A 22725-nucleotide genomic window follows, 5' to 3' on the forward strand; every position below is an offset into this window, starting at 1 on the left:
CCGCAACACACAGCGACCGTAACTCTGGTTGGAGCAATGAACTATGTCCGTCGGAGACATAGTCCCCTGAACTTTGTGTCCGTGAGGGATCGCATCGCCCGCCCCTGGTTGCAACGGACCCTGACCTAGGCCCTCGCGATTGCCGCGGTGTCGACGAAAAGCCTGCCTCGATCAGCAGTCGGGTGCACGCCGTGCAGGTTCCGGTCCTCTCGCGCCTGTGGCCGACGCATCCGTGTGGGTATCGGGTGCGAGCGATATCCTGGGCAGTCAAGAGGTGTCGACCGACGCCTTATCGATGCCCCTGAACAGGGCGAAGAGCGCACCGTATGGCTACCGACAACGATCCCTTCGCAACACAGCGCGTCTCGAACGCTGAGCTGGCGTCGGAACTGGCCTCGGAAGGTTTCTCCGATGTCCTGGAAATCGGACGCGGGGGTTTCGGTGTCGTGTATCGCTGCATGCAGACCGTTCTGGAACGCACGGTGGCGGTGAAGGTTCTCACCGCTGACTTCGACAACGAAAATCGGGAGCGATTCCTGCGGGAACAGCGGGCGATGGGCCGGCTGACCGGACACCCGAACATCGTGAACGTTCTGCAGGTCGGTGCCACAGACAGTGGCCGGCCCTTCCTGGTTATGCCCTACTACGCCCGCGGCTGCCTCGATACGCAGATTCGCCGCCGCGGACCTCTACCACTCGACGAGGTCCTTCGACTCGGGGTGAAAATTGCGGGAGCACTCGAGACCGCGCACCGGCTGGGAATTATCCACCGCGACGTTAAACCCTCGAACATCTTGCTCTCCGACTACGACGAACCGGCGTTGACCGATTTCGGTATCGCTCGCATGCACGGGGGATTCGAGACGGCCACCGGTACCATCACCGGATCGCCAGCGTTCACCGCGCCCGAGGTTCTCGACGGGAAATCGTCGAGCCCGGCCTCTGACGTCTATGGGCTCGGCGCCACCCTGTTCTGTGCGTTGACAGGTCATGCTGCCTTCGAACGCCGCAGCGGTGAGCAACTGGTAGCGCAGTTCGTACGCATCACCACCCAACCCGTTCCGGACCTGCGTGAACACGACATCGCTGATGACATGAGCACGGTGGTCGAACGCGCGATGGCCGCAAGCGCCCCGGACCGTCCCTCCGCGGCCGCGCTCGGTGAAGACCTACAACGTACGCAGCTTCACCACGGGCTATCGGTCGACGACATGGCGCTACAAGCCGGGCCGGGAAGGAAGCGCCGCTCCGACCCGGTGTCGAAGTCCGTGGTTGCACGCTCCGGCGGAAGCTCGTCCTCCGCGGGCCCGTATCCGCGACCGGGCACGTCGACGGGAAACTTGCCGGTGGAGCTGACCAGTTTCGTCGGTCGCCGACACGAGCTGTCGGAAGTGAAACGGTGGCTGGGTATTTCGCACTTGGTGACGTTGACCGGGTTCGGAGGCGTGGGCAAGACTCGCCTTGCCTTGAGGGCGGCTGACAGTGTGCGACGCGGATTCACCGACGGGGTATGGCTGGTGGAGTTCGCCGAGCTATCCGACGGGTCGTTGTTGGTGGACCTCGTCGCTGCAGCCCTGGGCTTGCGGCACCATCAGGTGGGTGACCTGAGCGAGAGTTTGTTGGACTTTCTGGCCCGGCGTGAGCTCCTCTTGGTGTTCGACAACTGCGAGCAGGTAGTAGACGCGGCGGCAGAGCTCTCTGCGACCCTCCTTCGGAGTTGTCCACGGTTGCGCATCCTTGCCACCAGTCGCGAGCCTCTCGGCATCGAGGGGGAAACAGTGCTGAGTGTTCCTCCACTTGCCGTTCCCGCGCCCGACCGTCGGCCCTCGCTTCGAGGAACACCGAGCTACGACGCGGTCACGTTGTTCTCCGAACGCGCCGCCGCCGCTGTGCCCACGTTCGCACTGACCGAGGACAACGGGGGCACGGTGGCACAGATCTGTCATCGACTGGACGGATTGCCGTTGCCGATTGAACTCGCCGCCGCCCGGCTGCGGGCGTTGTCACCCGAGCAGATCCTGCAGCGGCTGGCCGACCGTTTCACGCTGCTGACCCGCGGCAGCCGGAACGCTCCGACGCGGCAACAGACAATGCGACTGTGCGTCGACTGGAGTTTCGAATTGTGCACTTCTGCAGAGCAATTGGTTTGGGCGCGGCTGTCGGTATTCGCTGGCAGCGTCGAACTAGACGCGGCCGAGCAGATTTGCGGCAGTGACATGGACGCGCAGGAGGTGCTCGATTCGTTGACCTCGCTGGTCGACAAGTCGATCCTGATTCGGGAAGAGGCCGGCACCGTCGTGCGGTTCCGACTCCTCGACATCCTGCGCGATTATGGCAGGGAGAAGGCACACGTTGACGAGGGGTACACCGAGCTGCGCTGCCGCCACCGGGACTGGTACCGGCAGTTGGCGCTCGCGGCCGAGGCGGAGTGGATCAGCTCTCGCCAGCTCGACTGGATTGCCCGCCTGGACCGAGAACAGACCAACTTCCGCGAGTCGATGGAATTCTGCCTCAGCGACGACGCAAGCGTCGGACTGACCATTGCCGCCGCCCTCGAGCCGTTCTGGCGGGCCCGCGGATTGTTCAGCGAGGGTCGGCGCTGGCTCGACCGACTCCTTGCCCAGCCGTGGCAAACCCCGACAGTTGATCGGGTCAAGGCCTTGCACGCACACAGTGTCCTGGCCGAACTGCAGGGCGACCTGACAGCGGCAGCTGGCTCGGTAACCGAGGGACGTAGGGTGGCCCAGCAGTTGACCGACTCGACGGCAGATGCATTTGTCGCGCTCGGGGAGGGGACGCTCGCCCTGTACCGCGGCGATTTCGCCCACGCCCGGTCACTGCTGGAGACCGCGCTCGAGGGGTTCGGTGCCCACGACCCTTCGCGCATTGAGGTGCTTCACATGCTCGGGCGGGCGTGTGACCAAGCTGGTGACGGGCACCGAGCGATCGAGTACTACTCCCAGGCGCTCGCGATCACCGAGGCCTGCAGTGAGGTCGTACACCGGGCGCCCACGCTCCGGGCATTGGGTATCGCCGCATGGCGACAGTCGGACCGCCCCCGCACGGTTCGCCTGCTCGAGCAGGCACTGCAGTTGTCTCGTCAGGTGGGCGATCGCCGTACCACCGCGACATGTCTCGAAGTGCTGGCCTGGGTGGCAGCCGAAGACAACGATGCGCGGCGTGCAGCTGTTCTGATGGGTGCCGCCGAAGACCTGGTGCGGTCAGTGGGGACTTTCACGCTGTGGTTCCAGAACCTTCTCAACTACCACGACGAATGCGAGCGGAGGACGATTCAGGCGCTCGGCGAGCGAACATACGCCTCGTCTCGCGGCGAAGGCCAAGGCCTGGGATTGGATGCTGCCATCGCCTATGCCCTCGGGGAGAAAGCGCCCACGCCGCAGCCCGCGGCGGGGGAGACCGCGAAGTTGACCAAGCGTGAACGTCAAATAGCGGAGGCCGTGGCGGAGGGACTGACCAATAGAGCCATTGCCACCCGCCTGGTGATTTCCCCCCGCACCGTCCAGGGACACGTCGAGCACATTCTGTCCAAGCTCGGTTTCAACACCCGCGCGCAGATTGCAGCCTGGGTTGTCGAGCAGACTTCTGCATAGCACCACCGGGCCGGACCGCTCACAGTCACCGGCCGGTCGAGAGGCATTCCTCCGGGGCGGCTAGGTATTCGCCTCGAACGGGTTCTGTTGAAGGCGAGAGAGTTTCATCGCGAGACGGAGTTCACTCGTTCGCTCCACCGTTCGCCAGTCGTCTCCCAAGAGGTCCTTCAACCGCTGCATTCGCTGTTTCACTGTGCTGACGTGAACATGCAGGGCCTCGGCTGCCGCTGTGGGACTTCCATCCGTTGCCAGGATGGCTTCGAGGGTGCTCAACAATTCGGTGTGGTGCGCCGCATCGTATCGGGCCACCGGGGCCAGCATCGTCTGCACGAACCGGTCCACATTGGGTCTGTTGCTCAGCACCAGTCCGATGAAACCGAGATCGTCCAAAGTGCCGACCATGGCACCACCATGTATCCGCTCCATCGCGTCACTGCAGGTCACGGCCTCGTCGAACAGCTCTCGCACGCCGGCCCCTCCGTGTGTCGGCCCCGCCCCGGCCACTGATGGTGTCACTCGTCCGGCGCGCGCTATCGCGACGGACAGCTCCTCGGAATTCGACCGCGGATCGTTGCCGGGAATCAGGGCGACCACCGACGATGTGTTTCCGCGCTGCAGGATGTGGCTTTGCCCGGCCAAGCCTCCGCGTGTCCTCGCTGCTTCGTCTGCGAGGTACGCGAGCCGGCGTTGCTGCACGGGGGCCCGCACGACATGGATGGTGTATGGCTGGCGTAGTTCCATTCGCAGCTGCGCGGCGCGGTGGATCAAGCGCCCAGTAGCTTCGTCGCCCGACAGGAGATCGTCGATGAAGTCGTCGCGACGGAAACCCGCAGCTCCCACCTCCGCCTCGGCAAGCAGGAGCAGCAAGGCCGCGACGACCGCTGCGCGTTCGAGGATTTGGATGTCCGGATTCGCAGGGGCTCCGTCAGCTTGGTAGTACAGAATCCCGAGGAGTCTGGCGGCCGCCAGGATCGGGATCGCCACCACACCTGCGGCCGTCTGAGTGGTCCGCGCGAGAGTGGCGAGCCGAATCAACTCAGGTGGTTGCGTAGTTCCGCCTAAGTCGCCGCCGTCGGCGAGCAGCCGGCCGTCCGGATCGAACACAGCCAGCTGGCCGCCGACAATCTTCACCACTTCCTGGACGAGATTGTCGATATTGCCGCCGGCCAACGCGACCTGGGAAAGTGTGAAGTGCGCCGTGGTCGCTCGTTCGGACTCGGCATTGCTGCGGGCCAACTCGCGATTTGCGGCCTCGAGTGAATGTAGAGCGTTCTTGGTTTCCTCCGAAAGCCGCGAGCGTTCGATCGAGATGGCCGCATGACCGGCCAATGAGTGCAACAGATCCAGGTCCGCAGGGGTGTAGGCGCGTTCGTCACGGTTGGCTGCAATCAACGCGCCGAGCCGTTTCGATCCGTTCACCAGAGGCACACCGACGGTCGCGACGATCTGTTCTTGTTCCATGACTCGGTCGATGTCCGGGTAATGCACGAAATTTTGATCGTTGAAGTATCGCGAAACGATCAGCGGCATTCCGGTGTCGATTATCCGTCCGGTCATCGCCGTCCCAGCGGGAACGCGCAGGTCGAGGAGCTCGGAAGTCATACCACCCGACGTCGCCCCGAGATAGGCGTATGTGCCGTCCCGGTCAGCCAACCAGAGGTAGACGACGTCTGCACGAAGAAGCCGTCGCGCTCGATCGGCAATGCCTCCGAGAAGCCTGTCCGGATCGTCTTCCGAGGTGATATCGGCAACGGTGTCCAAGAGGGCACGATACCGATCGTCTCGCGCCTCGTGCTGGCCGGTAACGTCCCTGAGCAAAGTGAGCAGCGCCGCATGAAACCCGGGCTCCTCAGCGCTGATCGGACGGTCCGAACTTGCGCCCAGGACCTCGAGGACTGTGCGCTCGACGTCCCCGAGGTCGGAGCCCGTACGGGAGACCGCGCGCACGAGCTGGGAGGCGATTCGCAAAAGCTTGGTGGCCGTGCCACCCGCGGGGTGTTCGGAAGGTGTGGGCTGCATTTCGTGATTCATGGTCGCCTCATCTGGTCCTGCGTGTGCCTCCCGCAACAGATGCTCCACACCATACGGGGCATGTCTACCCAAGACCAGAATCTGGTTAATCTGTGTCCTATTCGGACATGTCGGCACGTTCGCGACGAACGTAGGCTTCGGCGGAGGCCCGCGTGGCGCACAGAGTGCATGGGCCCACCGAACACGTCCTGGGGCTGGTAGAGCACCGAGAACGATCCGAGATCTGTACTACAAATCTGTGAGGTGCACGTTGGACGCCGTTGCCTGCGCAACATTCGCCCGAAGCTGGGACGAGACCGTCGCGGCTCATGCGAGCGAGACGTTCTTGGTCTTTGAAGGATCGAGGAACGAGATCGCGCAATGGACCTATCACGAGTTCGATCGAATCGTCGACTCGACTGCAGCCGCGCTCGAAGCGGCCGGGGCCGTGCCCGGGTCGGCGGTACACGTCGTCCTGAAAAACTGTCCGGCGTTCGTGGCGGTGTGGCTCGCCGCGGCGCGCATCGGTGCAACCGCAATCTTCGCCGATCCGGCCTCCTCCGCCAGGGACATCGCGATGCACATCCGCCGGACCGCTCCGGCCGTGGCGCTGTGTGGTTCGCGCAACGCCGACACCTATCTACAGGGCGTCAAGCGCGCCTGCGACGAGGGTGCGAGCGCCGCACTGGATACAGAAGTGATAGTCCTGGAGGAAGATTCGACTGACGTAGGCATCGACAGCATCCTGCTCGCGCCCACCGACCGACCACCTCTTCGTGCCGAACCCGGTCCGCATGAACGACTGGCGGTGATGTTCACGTCCGGAACGACATCCGAGCCGAAAGCTGTTGTCCTCACGCAGTGCAACTATGCACACGTCGCACGGTCAATGGCCCAGGCAGCCAACCTGAGTCCAGGGGACCGCTGGTTGGTGACACTTCCACTCTTCCACGCGAATGCCCAGTACTACTGCTTCGCTGCGGCGATCGCCGCGGGTGCAAGCGTGGCGCTCACCAGTACCTTCTCGGCATCACAGTGGAGTAAGCAGGCCGCTCGCCTCGAAGCCACCCACGCAAGCCTGTTTGCAGCACCGATCCGGATGATTCTCGCGCGCCGCCCCGAGGATGCGCCGCAACTGCGCCTCAAACATGTGTGGTTCGCCCAGAGCTTGGCGCCGGGGCACTTCGAGGAGTTCGCTGCGATGGTGGGATGTGCACCGCGCCAGCTGTACGGAATGACCGAAACCGTTGCCATGGTCACGGCGGAACGCCCGGAGGACGCAAGCCCGAACTTCATCGGCAATCCCAGCTGGGCGGGACGGACCACCGCCATCGTCGATCCCGAGAGCCTCGAACCCGTCGAGACGGGAACACCCGGCCTCCTACTGGTAGCAGGCACACCGGGTTGTGATCTGTTCCAGGAATATCTTTCGGACCCGAAGGCGACATCGACGGCACTGGTCGAGTACGGCGAAGGCACCTGGCTACGAACTGGTGATCTCGCGGTTTCCGACCAGGACGGGCGACTGCGATTTGTCGGCCGGGTCGACGACGTCATCAAGGTCTCCGGGGAGAACGTCAGCCTCACAGAGGTCGAGGCGACACTAGCGCAGGCCCCGGGAGTGCTGGAAGTCGCGGTCGTTCCGCGCCCCGATCCCATCCGCGATGTCGTTCCCGTCGCCTATGTCGTGCCGCGAAGCCCGGAGACACCCCTCGACGTCGAAGAACTCGACATCTGGGCCTCGAAGAACCTTCCACCCCAAGCTCGCCCACGCGACTGGCATCAGGTGACCGAATTGCCGCGAACGAGTGTCGGCAAGATCAGACGGTCTCAGCTGACGCCTCACGACGCGTAACCGCCTACACCGCGCCCCTTTCGATACCCGAAGAGAGTGCGCGCAGAATGGCTGGATACGGCAAGACGACAGGTGCGGGCCGCGTCATCGGACCCTCCGAGGACGCGTCCGGCGGCGGAGAGTGCGCGCCCACCGCACCTCCGGCATGCGGTGGACTAGTTCCAGTCCACAACCTGGTCGAGAACCTCGGGGCAGTTCTCCTCCAATGCGTCGAGATAACTTCGAATATGATCCCGCATCAAACGTTCAGATTTTTCCGAATCGCCACTCTTGATGGCATCGGCGATTTGATCATGTGAAACCGGAAGTTCTTCGCGGGGAACTTTTTCGTCGGCGGATTCATCGACATATATGCTGCGGAGACCGTCCGCGAACAAAAGCAAGATCGGGTCTCCGGTGAACCGGGCGACCGAAAAATGGAAACTTCCGGACTCCGCGTTTTCCGCGCTGCTGCCCTCCGCCTCGTCAGGGGTCCACGGTACGCCGGACTTCACGCGTTCACTCGCGAGCCGAGCCATGAGTGGCTCCACCTGCAGACGCGTGTTCAGTACGTCCCGCAGCGTCAAGCCGAGCAGATGAAAATACAACGAGGAAGCGCTGGCAAATTGTGAGCTTGCGACCGTATTCACCCGGGTCCCGCCGCCCGGACCCGGTCGAATGGAGATGACACCGTACATTTCCAGGATACGAAGGGCTTCGCGAAGCGAGGGCCGGCTGACCTCGTAGCGCGCGAGTAGCTCCGCTTCCGAGGGCAGCCGAGTGAGCCCCTCGGTCCCGATATCCTGCACGATCTGACCTGCCACCAGTCGCGCAGTTTTCCGGCCGACAACTTTCATAGCGCTCATGGTAGCCCTCACCATAGGGATCACCGCTGCGTGACAGCGATGTAGACGGATGGATTCCAGGTCGGGATTTCGAGCGAGGTCGTCTTCTTGTGCGGCTACCGGCACCCTCCCGGAGCGGGTCGCACGGTAATCCGCCAGGCGTCGCTGGCGTAGCGATGGTAGCGGATACGCACCGGGGAACGGGCGGGGCAGGGCGACCACGGGCGTGTTCGTGGGCGCTCCGGCAATGGGGGGCGTCGCCCGAGCTACGGCGTTCTATATCGCGGCCCTGGTGTCGGTGGGGCGGGGTGGTGCCGGCGAAGTCGGTGTCTCAGTGCCGACGTGTGGGGTCGCCTATCGGGCGTCTTGATTCCTGCGTAGGTGTGTTGAGCAGGTGTTTCAGCCGGTGGGTGGGCGTGCGGCGGAAAGTGATGGTTGACACAGACCCTAGTTGATGTAGATCATCTACAGGAACTGTTTCTGAGCCAGCAAAGGATTGTGGTGCCATGAGTAAGTACCGGGTCATCGACACAGATACCCATCTCATCGAGCCGGCGGAGCTGTGGACCGAGCGCCTGCCGAAGGCGTGGGGCACGGACGTTCTGCACGTCAAGTGGGACGAGAAGAGTCAGTCGGATCTGTGGTTCTTCGGCGATCAACCGCTCAAGGGCGCGTGGACGTGGGCGAACTGGAACTGGAAGAACTTCAACTCCGAACTGCACGACGGTAGCGGCCCCACCCGCCTCGACGAAGCCCATCCGGCCACCTACGACGTCGACGAGCGCGTGAAGTTCATGGACGACCAGGGCTTCGAGATGCAGGTGCTGTACCCGAACCTCGCCGGATTCGACTGGAAGCCGTTCGTGCAGCACCCCAACCGGAACCTGGCGATCGCGCACCTGGCCGCCTACAACGACTTCCAACTCGAATGGGTGGCCAAGTACCCGGGCCGGTTCATCCCCATGATGGTGATCCCGTACTGGGACGTGGAGGCGTCGGTCGCGGAGATCGAACGCCTCGCGGACTCCGGCTTCGGCGGCATCGTGACCACCGGTGCCCCGCACGAGCACGGCCAGGCGCCCCTGGGCAGCCGCAAGTGGGATCCGCTGTGGAAGGCATGCGAGGAGGCGGGCCTGTCGGTCAGCTTCCACACCGCCAGCGGCGACTTCCGCGAGATGCTCAAGCACGACGACGACGACGGATTGGTCGGCGGTGTCCGAGTCGCCGCCGACGGACCCCACATCTACCTCGCCAATGCCGTCATCGTCAGCGACCTGCTCGTGTCCGGGATCCTCGCCCGGTTCCCGACCCTGCAGTTCGTCTCCGTGGAAAGCGGAATCGGCTGGGCCCCGTTCGTTCTCGACGCCCTGGACAAACGATTCCAGAAGAACGGCGTGTTCCGCTCGCACCCCGAGTTCGGTGACATGCTCCCCAGTGACTTCTTCAAACGGCAGGTGTCGCTGAACTTCTGGTTCGAGCAGCTCGACGACTACCACATCGAGACGCTCTCGCTCAAGCCGCTGATGTTCGAGACCGACTTCCCCCACCCCACCAGCTTCCACCGGCCCACCCTCGAGGAGAACATCGAACTCGTCCTCGGCCGCCAGCCCGAAGAGGTCCGCCGCGCAGTCCTGTGGGACAACGCCGCCCGCCTCTACGGCAAGGCCATGGAGAAGCAGGGTGTCAACCCACTCCAGACCGTCGCAATCTAGCTCCACCCCGCAACACCGATAAGCCGGGCGCTCTGGGGCACTCCACCCGCACCCGACGGTGCCCCAGAGCGCCCACCCCCACCGGGAACGTCTCCACGTGCCCCCGGAACGTCACCACGTGTCCCCACCGGAACGTCACTACGTCCCCCGGAACGTCGCCACGTGCCAGCCATCCAGCCGGATGTGTCTATTCGTGCATTGATCGGCGACTGCTGCTCGCCGTCCGAGAGTGAGGAGAACTGTCGTCATGATCTTGAGGCGCAACCAGCTATTGGAAACCTTACGAGACGGACGACTCTCGCTGGGCTGCAGTCTAAATGAAGCACGTGATCCCGGCATGATTTACGCAATGGCCGCCGCGGGTGCGGACACCGTATTCATCGACCAAGAACACAATCTTCACAACACCGAGACGGTCTCCGACTTGGTCGCGCACGCCCACGCGGCGGGAATCACTCCGTTGGTCAGGCCACCACAAATCGACTACGCCTGGATCACCCGCCTGCTGGATGGAGGATGTCAATCCTTGCTGATTCCGCATGTGCGACATCGCGGCGAGGTCGAGCACCTCATCGACCTGGCGTTCTATCACCCGCGCGGTCGACGCGGTGTCGCGTTGGTCGGTGGTGTGGGCGTCAACTATCAGGAGGTCACCAGCGCGACAGACGCCATGCGCTGGGCCAATGAGAATCTGCTGATTGCGTTGATCGTCGAGACCCCCGAAGCGGTCGAGGCGTTGGACGAGCTGCTACTTCCCGGCGTCGGGCTGGCACTGGTCGGGCACGGGGACCTTGCCCAGCTGTATGGCGTGCCCGGAGATTCGCGACACCGCCTTGTGCTCGAGGCACAAGAACGGGTGCGCTCACTCTGTGCCGAACGTGGAATCGCCTACGGTGTATTCCAGCCGAACCCCCATCTCATTGCCTCCGAGGTTGAACTGGGGGCACAGTTGATCGTCCACGGTGGGGTCTTTTCCTTCATCCGCAAATCGGTGGGGGACTTTCGAAGAACTGTCGAGGACGCCTTAGCCGCGGACTCGACGTCGCAGATGGTCCAGCCGTGCGGCGGATCTTCAGTACACCGTTGAAATATCTGAGTGTGGAGTTCGAGGTAGTCCGATGACCAACGAAGTCGTAATCGTGGAGGCAGTGCGCTCGCCGCTCGCCCAGCGGCAGGTGTACGGCAGAACTCACAGTGAGCTCACAGTGCCGAAGCTCTTGGACGTCACCGTCGACGGCCTCCTGCAACGAGCCAAGATCGATGAGGACATGGTCACCACCGTGGTGACAGTGGGCGACGGAGCGGCGTCGCAGCGGTATGCCGAGTCATGGCGGAAAGTCTTTGGCCACATCGATCTGCACGAGACGGTGTCATCAACTGCGGCACTGATCATAGCCATTGATGCGATCAACGACGATCCGCGAAGGGTGGTGTTGGTGGCGGGAGCGGTGGGCGAGAATCCCGGCCATTCGCGTGTAAAGGCACCTGGTCGGCTGATGCCGCAGGGGGAGGACCTGTGGTCCATCACGCGACAGCACCAAAGCGACTATGCTTCGGCGTCACGCTGCCGCGCCCGCGAATGTGCCCTGTCGGGCGATTTTCGACGAGAGATCATTCCCCTCGAAGTTCACCTCGATCCCGGGATGGCCGAATTCATTGCGAGCGACGAGCTCAGGCAGGTGTCCGAGGCGGCCGTTGCCCTCCACCGTGCCCGCACTCCAGTGGCGCCGTTTTCGAACGGTCGAGCCGGCCAGGATTGTCGGCCTTCCCATTTCAGCGCTCATTCCGCAAGTGGCGCCGGCGCACTCGTGCTCACCAGTGCCGGGCGCGCCGACGAACTGGGGCTGCACCCTCGTGGGCGTCTGGTGGGAGCCGAGATCCTGTTCGACACGCCGTTGACGGGTGTGTCCGTCTCTCGGCTCGAGTCGGTGCGCTCGTATCTTCGGACCAGGGGAGTGCCCCTCAGCCGGATCGATCAATTCGAAGTGCCGGAAGAGGTGGCGGTGACCCCGCTGATCTGGCTCGAGCAGTTCCGTCTGAATCCCTACATGCTCAATCCGCGTGGCGGGGCGTTGGCATTCGGCCATCTGGCCGAACTCGAAGGCATCCGCTGTGTGACAACCATGCTCAGCGCCTTGGAGGACACCGGCGGAACCTACGGCATGGTGGCCACGTCGGACTCCGAAGGAGCCGGCGTACTGCTGGTGGAATGCCTGAACAGCCCCTGACCAACCGCGAGACCGCACTGACCTACGTGCCTCGGTCACCATTCGAAGCAGTCTCAAGAAAATCTTCGAGTTTCTTGAGCACGCAAACCTACAAGAAGGCAACAAGGAATCGAATTCGGGAAGCTGTCTTCCTGGTACTCCACGACCAAATTCTTCATATCTACGGGTGGCTATCGTCAATTTTCGATTTCTAGAATTCAAGGGGACAAGAATGAAGGCTATGGTAATCAATCGACGGTCGGACAGTCCTGGACTGTGCCTGGTCGATATGGTTCCACCCGAGATCGGGAACCATCAGGTTCGCATCGCAGTGCATGCAGCCTCTGTGAACCGCGCCGACTTGGCCCAGCTCTCCGGAACGCATGCCGCCGGGGGTGGACCGCCGGTGCAGGTGGTGGGGCTCGACGCTGCGGGGGAGATCGTCGACGTCGGTCCTGGCGTCACCGACTTTGCGCGAGGAGACCGCGTGATGGCGATGGTGGCCGGCGGTCTGGCGCAAGAGGTGGTGGTGGATGCCTCGATGCTCATCCCGATTCCGACGAACTGGAGCTACCTCGAAGGAGCTGCGGCGGTACTTGGCTTCATGACAGCCCACAACGCGTTGGTCACCACCGCGCGAATGACCGACGGTGAATCGGTGGCGATCCATGCGGCGACATCGGGTGTGGGCATGCAGGCAGTCCAACTGGCGCGCTACTTCGGAGCCGGACTCATCGTCGGTACCACGCGTTCGGACCGAGGCCGTGCGCTACTTGGCGCCCTGGGCGTCGACGAAGTGATCAACACCAGTGCAACCGACTTCGCCGCGCGATCATCGGAGATCACCGCAGGAACAGGTATCGACATCGTTCTCGATCTTGTGGGTGGCAGCTACCTTCCGATGAACGTTCAGGCCGCGGCTGTGAAGGGCCGGATCGTGGGGGTCGGGCGTCTGGGTGGAGCCGACGGGCTCCTCGATATGGAGGCGCTCGCGTTCAAACGGCTCGAGTTGGTCGGCGTGACGTTCCGCACCAGGACTCCCCAGGAAAAGGCCGAGATCGTGGCCGCGGTGCGGCGCGACATTGCGCCATTTCGTCCGGATGCCGCCCACCGCGATATCCACGAATCACTCCGTCCGGTCATCGCGCGAGTCCTGCCGTGGAACGAAGCGGATGAGGCATATCAATTGATGTCCGAGAATGAAATGTTGGGCAAGATCGTGTTGGAAGTTGGTTGAAAGTGCAAGCAGATGTCTTCGACGTAAAACAAATGATCGGTTTCAAGCCGGTGCAGGGTATGGATGGACGTGCGGTCTTCGGCTCACATATGCAATTGACCTATGTGACCTTCGAGCCCGGTACGGTTGTGCCGGTCCACTCGCATCCGCAGGAACAGATCGGGTTGCTTCTCCACGGCACCGCGACGCTGGTGCTCGATACCGGCGAGATGCAGCTAACCGCGTTGTCCAGCTACGTGGTGCCCGGCGAGGTCCGACACGGTCTGATGGTCGGCTGGGAGGGTGCTGTATTCGTCGAGGCGTTCCATCCCCTTCGGCAGGACTACCTTGATGCCGCCCGCGGTCAGGATGTGGTGCCGTTCCAGTGAACTGAGTCGGCCAGCGTCTCCAATCGCGCGAGGGAACTCCGCTACTGGCATGTCATGCGGTGAGTGAACTCGAGGTGAAGGGATGGAGTGTGGGAGAATGGTCACCACGGCTCGCCGTCGGCCACAGGTTGCTGCGGCGGCGTTGTCCCTGGCAGATCATGGACGCGAGCGGTGGCGGGGGCGATCGAGTTGCGATGTAACGCGCGGGGCCCCGCAGGAAGGGGTAATTCCAGCACGTCGCTGATCTCAGCCCTCGAGATAGCCCCTTCCCGGAGGATTGTCGGGTGCCTTGAGGCGGAGAGGTCCACGATGGTGGAGGGCAGATTGCCGGTCGCGCCGCCGTCGAGATAGACGCTGACGGCCGCGCCGAGATAGTCGCGAGCCTGTTCGGCAGTGGTCGCCGGCGGGCGCCCTGTCTGATTGGCGCTCGACTGCGCGATCGGGCCCGCCTCGAGCAGTTCGAGGGCAACCGGATGCCGCGGCATCCGGACCATGATTGTTCCGTGTGTCCGACCGAGATCGCAGCACAGATGCGGTGCGGCCCGCAGGACCAGCGATAGAGCGCCGGGCCAGAATGCGTGGATCAGTTGTTGTGCCTGTAATGGCACAGAGGCCACCAGGTCGTCGAGAGATTCCGAGTTACCCACCAGGACGGAGGCCGGCTTGTCACCCCCGCGCTGTTTCGCAGCCAGCAGTGCGTGCACGGCTTCTCGGTTGAAGGCGTCGGAACCGACCGCGTACAGAGTGTCGGTAGGGAAGGCGACCAGCCGACCTGATCGGAGTGCGGTATCAGCGTGGGAGATGCCGATCTTCCTGGTCGCGAGGGCGTGGCAGTCATATACGGTCGTCATGGGCTCGTTCGTGGCAGTCGCTATCTTCTCGGCTCACCTGGTGCAATCGACGTGTCGTGGGATCCGCCGTAACCGATCCAGTTGTACCGTCGAGGCCGCGTGACCGCTGGCGCAACATCCGTCCGGGCGGGCAGTTCCACCGACAGGAAACGCTGACTGACCTCGATCAGTCGGTCTTCGCGACAAGCCGCGTCAACGATGAACTTTCGCAACGCATTGCGTGCATCAACCAACTCCCAGAACACGGCATCGGTGGGAGCCCCCACTGGTGAAAGCCTCGCGTACTGCGACATCAAATCATCGACACTCATCGCAGGCACGTCGCGAAGATCTGCGAGGAATCGATTCCGGTTCGATGCTTTACCGATGATGCCCCATCGTGGTGTCCGTGCCATGCACTTTGTCCCCGTCGAGAGCACCTCGGATGCGTACGGGACGACTCGTCGAACAATGATGTCACCCGCGGTCTTCCTAACGGCGCTGGCAGCCGCCGCAATATCTCGGCCCGTCATGATCGGGCCCTCGCGGTCTGGAGTGCGCCAGGGGCGATGGTGGGGTAGCCCTTCTTGCAGTTGCACATGCATAACTGGTCGGACCGCAGGGTGTCGAGCGCTCTGAGGACTTCGTCGACGTCGCCGGTGACGGTGGTGACGTAGTCATCAGGCCACTGGGGGTCGACGCCGGAGGGGCGGCGGCCAGCAATAGCGGCGGTCAAGTTGTGTGCGGGAAACTGATCAACGTTGGGCAGCAGGACCATTGGGGGTTCCTTCTGGAGGGCCTGGGTGTGTTGAGTTACGTCGCCGGATCAGTCGGTTCGATCGTCCGGCTCTACCGTGTCGAGATCCGGTGTCGGCAGTGGAGCGTCTCGCGGCGTACGTCGGGGACTGTTCCAGAACGCGGATGTGTGGCTTGCTGCCGATGCCGCACCCACGATCAGGGTGGCTAACGCGGCTTTGCCACCGCGGAATCGTCCGAGTCGCAGATGTCGATCCAGACCGAACATGCTCGCCGGCAGACTGACGAGCGCCACACATCCGGCGGCAATGCCCGCTGCGTACTCGTATCCCTCGGACGTGATGAAAAAGCCATTGGGGGCGTGCACGGTTCGGATCGCCACGCCCATCGTGCCGATCACAGCTGCCGCCGCCATCGGCGTCATGGTCCCCGCGATAAGGGCGCTTCCCGAGAGGATCTCGACACCGGCACTGGTGGCTGCCTGAAACTTGGGGTCGCGAAAACCGATCGATTCGAACCAACGCGCCGTGCCGTCGAGCGAACGAGCGTGTTTCACTCCGTGTGCGACCATGGTCGCTCCGATAGTCGTTCTCAGTAATAGTTCAGCGACCTCAACGCCACCGAATCCGCGGTTCTGCCGTACTCGATCCAACTCAGCTCTCATGGACACCCCTGGGTTGTGCATTTTCGCCTTGACGCGCGGGCCTTCGAAGGCATGTGAGACGCGCCGGGCATGACTTTGACGTTTGACGATTTACCGGCCGGCGCATGGTTGAGACCACACGTGTGTTCAGCCGCGCTCACGGGTTCTTTTTCATCGCCTTCTCCAAATCTCGTCCGTGGGCGCCCGATGCAGCCAGTGCCGAATCACATCAGGACGACTTCAGATTCAGGACTCCGAACATGACATTGATCGGCCCATATTTTTGATGCGGTGTGCTGCAGGCCAGAGGTTTTCGTTGCGTCTAGACTCCGGTCAGCGCGAAGAATTCCTGGCGTGATCGCGGATCGTCGCGCAACGATCCCGACAGCGCCGAGGTGATGGTGGTAGAGCCGATCGCGCGTATACCGCGCATCGACATACAGCTGTGCTCGGCTTCGATGACGACTCCCACACCCTTCGGTCCGAGTTTCGCTGTCAAGCAGTCCGCGACTTGCTTCGTGAGCCGTTCCTGCACCTGTGGCCGCCGGGCGAAGAACTCGACGATTCGGGCAAGTTTCGACAGGCCGAGGACGCGTTCGCCCGGAAGGTATCCGACGTGCGCGACACCGCTGAACGGCAGCAGGTGGTGTTCACACACCGAACGAACCGGAATAGATTTGGCCACCACCAGCTCGTCATACCCTTCATCGTTGGGGAAGGTCGTCAACTCGAAGGAATTCGCGGTAAAGAGATCGAGGTACGCCCGTGCCATCCTGGCGGGTGTATCTCGGGCCCCGCTGGCTCCGGTATCGATCCCGAGCGCGTCCAGAAACGCCCGCGCAGCGGACTCCGCAGCGCCCAGGTCCGCGTTCGGCGGATCACCTACGTTGGTCTCCCCTCCGTAGAGCAGCAGATCGACCGATTGCGTCGAGCTACCGTCGACTGCGCTCCTTACCACTGTCACAACGGGTTCACGCGGAGAGCAGGGACAGGGTGGGGGTCGCGGAACCAGTCCGTCGGTTTGTGTGATTCCCACTTCGGGTTTCCCTTGTCGAAAGTCGCAATTTCGAGGGGAATCCCGTCCGGGTCGTAGAAGTAGAGGGACTCCACCCAGGCCTCGTAGTCACGGGCGATGATCTTGCTCGTCTTGACGCCACAGGCTTGCAGGTGATCCTGGAACCACACCATGTCGTCGTGACTGTCGACATTGAACGCCACATGATCGAACTTGCGCGGAGTCCATTGGTTTTCCGGAACACCTGGCCACAACCATTCGGCGCTGACCGAGGGTTCTGCGGTCGTGGGAGTATCGCTGATGCCGGCGCCACCCACCACAATGAGTGACAGCAGGTTACCGTTCCCCATGTCCAGGAAGGTATTTTTCAGGATCTGGTATCCGCGTCCGGGCGCCGGATAGTCGGCGGTGGTGCGAACAACGGTCAACCCCAGGATGTCGCGGTAGAACCTGACACTGGCGTCCATGTCGCTGACGATGAGTTGCAAGTGATTGACACCGGCGAGACGGCCTGTCGCAGCACCGGCCTGCGTCAGGATCGCCGGTTTGGTTTCCGTTGCCTCGGTGGTCATTAACGCTTCCTTACGTCTTCTCGAGTAGGTCGCTCGACACAGTCCGGAGGAGTCCAAGGATCCGTATCGGGTGATGGGGGGGGTGGGGCGCTCTGGGGCACCGTCGGGTGCGGGTGGAGTGCCCCAGAGCGCCCGGCTTATCGGTGTTGCGGGGTGGAGCTAGATTGCGACGGTCTGGAGTGGGTTGACACCCTGCTTCTCCATGGCCTTGCCGTAGAGGCGGGCGGCGTTGTCCCACAGGACTGCGCGGCGGACCTCTTCGGGCTGGCGGCCGAGGACGAGTTCGATGTTTTCCTCGAGGGTGGGCCGGTGGAAGCTGGTGGGGTGGGGGAAGTCGGTCTCGAACATCAGCGGCTTGAGCGAGAGCGTCTCGATGTGGTAGTCGTCGAGCTGCTCGAACCAGAAGTTCAGCGACACCTGCCGTTTGAAGAAGTCACTGGGGAGCATGTCACCGAACTCGGGGTGCGAGCGGAACACGCCGTTCTTCTGGAATCGTTTGTCCAGGGCGTCGAGAACGAACGGGGCCCAGCCGATTCCGCTTTCCACGGAGACGAATTGCAGGGTCGGGAACCGGGCGAGGATCCCGGACACGAGCAGGTCGCTGACGATGACGGCATTGGCGAGGTAGATGTGGGGTCCGTCGGCGGCGACTCGGACACCGCCGACCAATCCGTCGTCGTCGTCGTGCTTGAGCATCTCGCGGAAGTCGCCGCTGGCGGTGTGGAAGCTGACCGACAGGCCCGCCTCCTCGCATGCCTTCCACAGCGGATCCCACTTGCGGCTGCCCAGGGGCGCCTGGCCGTGCTCGTGCGGGGCACCGGTGGTCACGATGCCGCCGAAGCCGGAGTCCGCGAGGCGTTCGATCTCCGCGACCGACGCCTCCACGTCCCAGTACGGGATCACCATCATGGGGATGAACCGGCCCGGGTACTTGGCCACCCATTCGAGTTGGAAGTCGTTGTAGGCGGCCAGGTGCGCGATCGCCAGGTTCCGGTTGGGGTGCTGCACGAACGGCTTCCAGTCGAATCCGGCGAGGTTCGGGTACAGCACCTGCATCTCGAAGCCCTGGTCGTCCATGAACTTCACGCGCTCGTCGACGTCGTAGGTGGCCGGATGGGCTTCGTCGAGGCGGGTGGGGCCGCTACCGTCGTGCAGTTCGGAGTTGAAGTTCTTCCAGTTCCAGTTCGCCCACGTCCACGCGCCCTTGAGCGGTTGATCGCCGAAGAACCACAGATCCGACTGACTCTTCTCGTCCCACTTGACGTGCAGAACGTCCGTGCCCCACGCCTTCGGCAGGCGCTCGGTCCACAGCTCCGCCGGCTCGATGAGATGGGTATCTGTGTCGATGACCCGGTACTTACTCATGGCACCACAATCCTTTGCTGGCTCAGAAATAGTTCCTGTAGATGATCTACATCAACTAGGGTCTGTGTCAACCATCACTTTCCGCCGCACGCCCACCCACCGGCTGAAACACCTGCTCAACACGCCTACGCAGGAACGAAGACGCCCGGTAGGCGACCCCGCCGCACCAACCAGTAGTGGCGAGGTGCCTGACAGTGCACGTTGTCCGTCGTGAGGTCGACATCTGACCGGGATCCGTTGGGTCCCACGCGGCAATTTTGCGCCCTTGGTGCTGGTAAGGATCGTCGGCCGATAACCGCGTAACGCTTACCTCCTGAGCCCGGCCGATTCGTGGTTGCCGGTATGACGACAAGGGCCGATCAGCTCTCGCTCAGGAATGCGCCATCACGGAGCGAGGCCGGGTCGAGCGGCCGGTAGGATCTCGCGCCGGCTCGGGCTTCTCCGCTATGACGAAGGCGGGGGTTGCCGAACGTCGACCCCTGGATGTCGCAAAAGCTCAATTCAGTTACACCGACAACTTGGCGGACCTGTATTGGGCGGCCGTCCGGGTCTTCTTTGGTGAGTTCGCCCGGGGTTGGCCGCAATGGAACGTAAACAATGGGATGTAAACATCGTCGCCGTCTTGGGCGTAGTGGTGCCTAGCTGCGCGGCCCTGTTTGTTCCTTAGGCGCTAGTTGGCTTGAGGGGGGCCCTTCAAGATCGAGAGTGTCGCGGTAGTTTTCGACATATCGGCTCACCTCGTTTGCGGTTATTACGTCCAAGTGCAATGGGAGCACGTCTTCGACAAGCGTCTGATGAATTTTACTGTCGAAGTCCCCGCATGCATCGGAAACCACCGCAACCTTGAAGTCGAGGTCCGCGGCTTCCCGACTCGTCGACAACACGACCCCGCTGGTCGAGGCCCCAGAGATCAACAGAAGTCGCAAACCGTGTGACCGGAGGTGCTCTAATAGGTGAGTCCCAGAAAAAGCGCTGCATCTAGTTTTGGTGATAATAAGCTGGTCGCCTGATTCAGGCGAAATTCTCTCCGCGATAGCAGAATCCGCTGACATTGACCCTAGTGCCCGATTCTGTGCGATCGGCCAGAATGCTTTGTTCTCGGCAGGAACCTTGCGGTAGTCCGATTCGTCAAAGGCTACACGCACGTAGATTGTCTCAAGAGTATTCTCATGCGCCGTAATTTTTAGGGACTCTGCCACGCTTAACAGCTCATCCGAGTTCGATATTCCGGACAGAATGCAGTTTTGCAGATCCATCAACAGCAACGCACCGATGGGGGCGCTGATCTCAGCTTTCATCGACCGCTCCAAATTTGCACCGTTGTCCGATTCTGGGTTCGAGTCATGCACCTGCGGTAAGTGATACGCAACATATCGACAGTATTCCCGGTTGAGGTGCGGACAAATGTCCGAGGGAGACACAGTTTGACTGAATTTGTATCCCCAGGGCCGGCGAGCTGTTGTATGCGTTGCAACGGGACGGGACTCGAGGGGCGCGGGGGCGGGTCGTCTGATGTAGCGAGTCGTCTTCGGTGACGGCGTCGTCTCCGCATTCACTAGTGGCCCTGCATATCGAACCGGTCGTATTCCCGCTGGTGAGCTGTCCGTAGCTATATCGCCGGCCAGCAGCAGCTTTCCGCATTGGTGTTACAATTTGGAACACGAGTGTGGGGAAGGGGTGGTCATGACCGTCACCGATACCAGAAGTGCTCTCGCTGCCAATTCCGCGCGGGAGCACCTCCTGCGGCTGGACCGCCTGCGGCTGATCGACAAGGCGCAGAATGAGGGTTTCACGCTGCGCCAGATCGCGGATCTCCTGGAAATCTCGGCAACGCAGGTCCACCGGCTCGCGCAACGCGTCCTGCAGCAGCCCGGCGACCTCGAGCGAAGCCCGCAGGAGGTGATCTACCAGCGCTCGGCCGGGGTGATCACCGATGACGAGATGATGGACACGCTGGTGCACTGGACCTACACCTACGGCTATGTGCCCACCGACGGCGACCAGCCGGTGGACGCGTACGCCAAGGGCAGCTGGGACGAGGTGCGGCGGGCGTACCGGCGGGGCTTGCTCACCGACGACGAGTGGGACGTGTTGTTCGACAGCACCCGCACCGCACGGCAGGCGCAGCGTACTGCGGCCCGAGGGTGAGCGTGGCCGGAGAACCGCTGTGCGGAATCGTTTCTCGGCAATTGGTGCACCTGGGCCAGCACGGGCAGCCGCTGAACCCTGACGGTGGCCGGGCCACCCTCGACCTGTACGCGAATGATCGCCGGCGAGACCGGACACTGCAGGAGGTCATCGAGTGGTACCTAGACCTCGCCGAACCTGACCGCGACGGGCACTGCGCCGCGATAATTTCCGCGGGACCCCGGGGGCCGGTAAGTCGACGGCACTGCGGGAACGGCATCTGGTCGATACCAGCTACCGATACCTGGATGCGGACATCGTCAAGGACGAACTCCTGCGCCGCGCCATCGCCGACGGTCACTACGCGGACCTGCTGTCGACGACGCTCGCCGATACGCACCCGATCGCACCCCGGGAGCTCGCGGCCCTGGTCCACGCCGAATCCACCGAAGTCATCGACGACGTCCGCGAGGTGTGCCTGCAACGACGGGAGAACGTCGTCATCGAAGGCACCCTGCAATGGGGCCCGCTCGGAGACATCCTGATGGCCCAGCTCAGCGAGCACGACTACACCGATGTCCGCATCGTCGACGTCGAAGTACCGGCGCCGATCGCGCAGGAGCAGGCGGTGCGCCGGTGGTGGGAGGGCCGGCTCCGGGGGATCAGCGGTCAGGACCGGATGGGTGGGCGGTTCACACCGCCCGCGGCGATCACACGGCTCTACGAGAATGGTCCGGTGAGCCGGTGCGCAGCCCACGCCCGGGCGGCGTTCGAAAGCTCGCTCGCCGCGGCGATCACGCAGGTCACCCTCATCCACATCGACCGCAGACTCGGCGCCGAGCCGTTGGTCTCGCGGCGCGTCGAGGGCAAGCTGGTCGAGGGACGGTAACCACCGCCCGCGAAGGGCTGGGGCAAGCGTGTCCGGACACACGCCGCGCCAGAGAAAAGAACTGGTCACACGCCGATGGCGAGTGGTGGGGTGACGTCTCCGGCTCATACTGCGGGGCTTCGGTGTCGCCGACTCTCAGGTCGTCGGGACGCCGAGGTGGGCCTGATTCGCGATTGGGCTGTTCCGTGGGGGATGGCTGCTCCGCGAGAGGCGGTGAAGGCGGTGGGGCGCTCCGGGGGCGCTCAGGCACTCGCCAGCCCGTGTCGTCGACCACCCGGATATTCGATTCAGTGCAGGGAAACAAGAACGATGGCGGCGGTCACCACGACGGCAGTGAGTTCGATGGCACCGAGAATCAGTGCGGCAACGGCGATACCGGACCCGGTTTCATATTCCCGCCCGCCGGTCTCGACGTAGCCGATCGCGCCGAACACCAGGGCTGGAACGAACAAGCCCGTCAGGGCGCAGAACAGTGCGACGATCGCGCACACGTTGGTGCGCTTGGGCGCCTCGATGCCGAGGTCGGTCTCGTCGAACGTCACCACGGGCAAATTCCTCTCATTTCATGGTGTACCGGGTGCCGGGCCAGGGTTGGGAAGGTGGACGTCCTCTCCCGCACGGCACCACGTACAGGCGGTCGATCATGGGTGCGTGTCCTTCGTCAGAAGCAACCGGCGGACCCGCTGGCAGAAGGGATTCCGCCA

At 63.0% G+C, this 22725-nt stretch carries 19 protein-coding genes and 1 pseudogene; 9 read left to right on the top strand and 11 right to left on the bottom strand.

The window, feature by feature from the left end:
• Positions 1-326 precede the first annotated feature (326 nt).
• Positions 327-3611 (top strand): protein kinase domain-containing protein, encoded by a 3285-nt coding sequence (locus H0B43_RS35095; protein ID WP_185723783.1) that lies wholly within the window; start codon positions 327-329, stop codon positions 3609-3611.
• 60 nt (positions 3612-3671) lie between these two features.
• Here the strand turns inward: H0B43_RS35095 and H0B43_RS35100 are convergent, their stop codons facing one another.
• Positions 3672-5642 (bottom strand): GAF domain-containing protein, encoded by a 1971-nt coding sequence (locus H0B43_RS35100; protein ID WP_252189640.1) that lies wholly within the window; start codon positions 5640-5642, stop codon positions 3672-3674.
• Positions 5643-5880: 238 nt separating this feature from the next.
• Between H0B43_RS35100 and H0B43_RS35105 the strand changes: the two genes are divergently transcribed.
• Positions 5881-7476, top strand: a complete 1596-nt coding sequence (locus H0B43_RS35105; RefSeq protein WP_312037634.1) for a class I adenylate-forming enzyme family protein — start codon at positions 5881-5883, stop codon at positions 7474-7476.
• A gap of 155 nt (positions 7477-7631) precedes the next feature.
• Here H0B43_RS35105 and H0B43_RS35110 read toward each other — a convergent pair whose 3' ends face one another.
• The gene (locus H0B43_RS35110; protein ID WP_252189638.1) at positions 7632-8312 is read right to left on the bottom strand and encodes a FadR/GntR family transcriptional regulator; all 681 of its coding nucleotides are present in this window, start codon (positions 8310-8312) and stop codon (positions 7632-7634) included.
• A gap of 494 nt (positions 8313-8806) precedes the next feature.
• Here H0B43_RS35110 and H0B43_RS35115 point away from each other — a divergent pair, with 494 nt between their 5' ends.
• The 5 genes from H0B43_RS35115 to H0B43_RS35135 all read left to right on the top strand — a co-directional run bounded on the left by H0B43_RS35115 (position 8807) and on the right by H0B43_RS35135 (position 13824).
• Complete coding sequence (locus H0B43_RS35115; protein ID WP_185723777.1) at positions 8807-10012, top strand: amidohydrolase family protein; 1206 nt, start codon at positions 8807-8809, stop codon at positions 10010-10012.
• A 247-nt stretch (positions 10013-10259) separates the two neighbouring features.
• Entirely contained in the window at positions 10260-11099 is an 840-nt protein-coding gene (locus H0B43_RS35120; RefSeq protein ID WP_252189637.1) for an HpcH/HpaI aldolase/citrate lyase family protein, read from the top strand.
• 31 nt (positions 11100-11130) lie between these two features.
• Positions 11131-12240: an acetyl-CoA acetyltransferase gene (locus tag H0B43_RS35125; protein WP_185950097.1), complete on the top strand. Its 1110-nt coding sequence runs from the start codon at positions 11131-11133 to the stop codon at positions 12238-12240.
• A gap of 220 nt (positions 12241-12460) precedes the next feature.
• Positions 12461-13456, top strand: coding sequence for a zinc-binding dehydrogenase (locus H0B43_RS35130; RefSeq protein ID WP_185723782.1), 996 nt, complete (start codon positions 12461-12463; stop codon positions 13454-13456).
• 2 nt (positions 13457-13458) lie between these two features.
• Positions 13459-13824, top strand: a complete 366-nt coding sequence (locus H0B43_RS35135; RefSeq protein WP_185729664.1) for a cupin domain-containing protein — start codon at positions 13459-13461, stop codon at positions 13822-13824.
• A 230-nt stretch (positions 13825-14054) separates the two neighbouring features.
• Here the strand turns inward: H0B43_RS35135 and H0B43_RS35140 are convergent.
• The 8 genes and pseudogenes from H0B43_RS35140 to H0B43_RS35175 all read right to left on the bottom strand — a co-directional run.
• Positions 14055-14675: pseudogene (locus H0B43_RS35140) on the bottom strand (L-threonylcarbamoyladenylate synthase); the annotation flags it as partial.
• Between the two features lie 20 nt (positions 14676-14695).
• Complete coding sequence (locus H0B43_RS35145; RefSeq protein ID WP_252189634.1) at positions 14696-15070, bottom strand: hypothetical protein; 375 nt, start codon at positions 15068-15070, stop codon at positions 14696-14698.
• Between the two features lie 113 nt (positions 15071-15183).
• Positions 15184-15432, bottom strand: coding sequence for an alkyl hydroperoxide reductase (locus H0B43_RS43325; protein ID WP_185723780.1), 249 nt, complete (start codon positions 15430-15432; stop codon positions 15184-15186).
• 48 nt (positions 15433-15480) lie between these two features.
• Complete coding sequence (locus H0B43_RS35155; protein ID WP_252189910.1) at positions 15481-15981, bottom strand: DoxX family protein; 501 nt, start codon at positions 15979-15981, stop codon at positions 15481-15483.
• 394 nt (positions 15982-16375) lie between these two features.
• Positions 16376-16966, bottom strand: a complete 591-nt coding sequence (gene folE / locus H0B43_RS35160; RefSeq protein ID WP_185729663.1) for a GTP cyclohydrolase I FolE — start codon at positions 16964-16966, stop codon at positions 16376-16378.
• A gap of 47 nt (positions 16967-17013) precedes the next feature.
• On the bottom strand, positions 17014-17640 hold the full coding sequence (locus H0B43_RS35165; protein ID WP_185723778.1) for a VOC family protein: 627 nt from the start codon (positions 17638-17640) through the stop codon (positions 17014-17016).
• Positions 17641-17799: 159 nt separating this feature from the next.
• The gene (locus tag H0B43_RS35170; protein ID WP_185723777.1) at positions 17800-19005 is read right to left on the bottom strand and encodes an amidohydrolase family protein; all 1206 of its coding nucleotides are present in this window, start codon (positions 19003-19005) and stop codon (positions 17800-17802) included.
• Between the two features lie 638 nt (positions 19006-19643).
• Positions 19644-20303: a cysteine hydrolase family protein gene (locus tag H0B43_RS35175; RefSeq protein ID WP_185723776.1), complete on the bottom strand. Its 660-nt coding sequence runs from the start codon at positions 20301-20303 to the stop codon at positions 19644-19646.
• 385 nt (positions 20304-20688) lie between these two features.
• On the opposite strand from H0B43_RS35175, the gene H0B43_RS42005 reads away from it, so the two are divergent.
• Positions 20689-21153 (top strand): winged helix-turn-helix domain-containing protein, encoded by a 465-nt coding sequence (locus H0B43_RS42005; protein WP_252189633.1) that lies wholly within the window; start codon positions 20689-20691, stop codon positions 21151-21153.
• A gap of 193 nt (positions 21154-21346) precedes the next feature.
• A complete protein-coding gene (locus tag H0B43_RS35185; RefSeq protein ID WP_185729661.1) occupies positions 21347-22021 on the top strand; it encodes a zeta toxin family protein in 675 nt (224 codons plus the stop codon).
• 287 nt (positions 22022-22308) lie between these two features.
• Here H0B43_RS35185 and H0B43_RS35190 read toward each other — a convergent pair whose 3' ends face one another.
• Positions 22309-22566, bottom strand: coding sequence for a hypothetical protein (locus H0B43_RS35190; RefSeq protein ID WP_185723775.1), 258 nt, complete (start codon positions 22564-22566; stop codon positions 22309-22311).
• Between the last annotated feature and the right edge of the window lie 159 nt (positions 22567-22725).

This window comes from Rhodococcus sp. 4CII (assembly GCF_014256275.1).
Taxonomy (GTDB): Bacteria; Actinomycetota; Actinomycetes; order Mycobacteriales; family Mycobacteriaceae; genus Rhodococcus_F; species Rhodococcus_F wratislaviensis_A.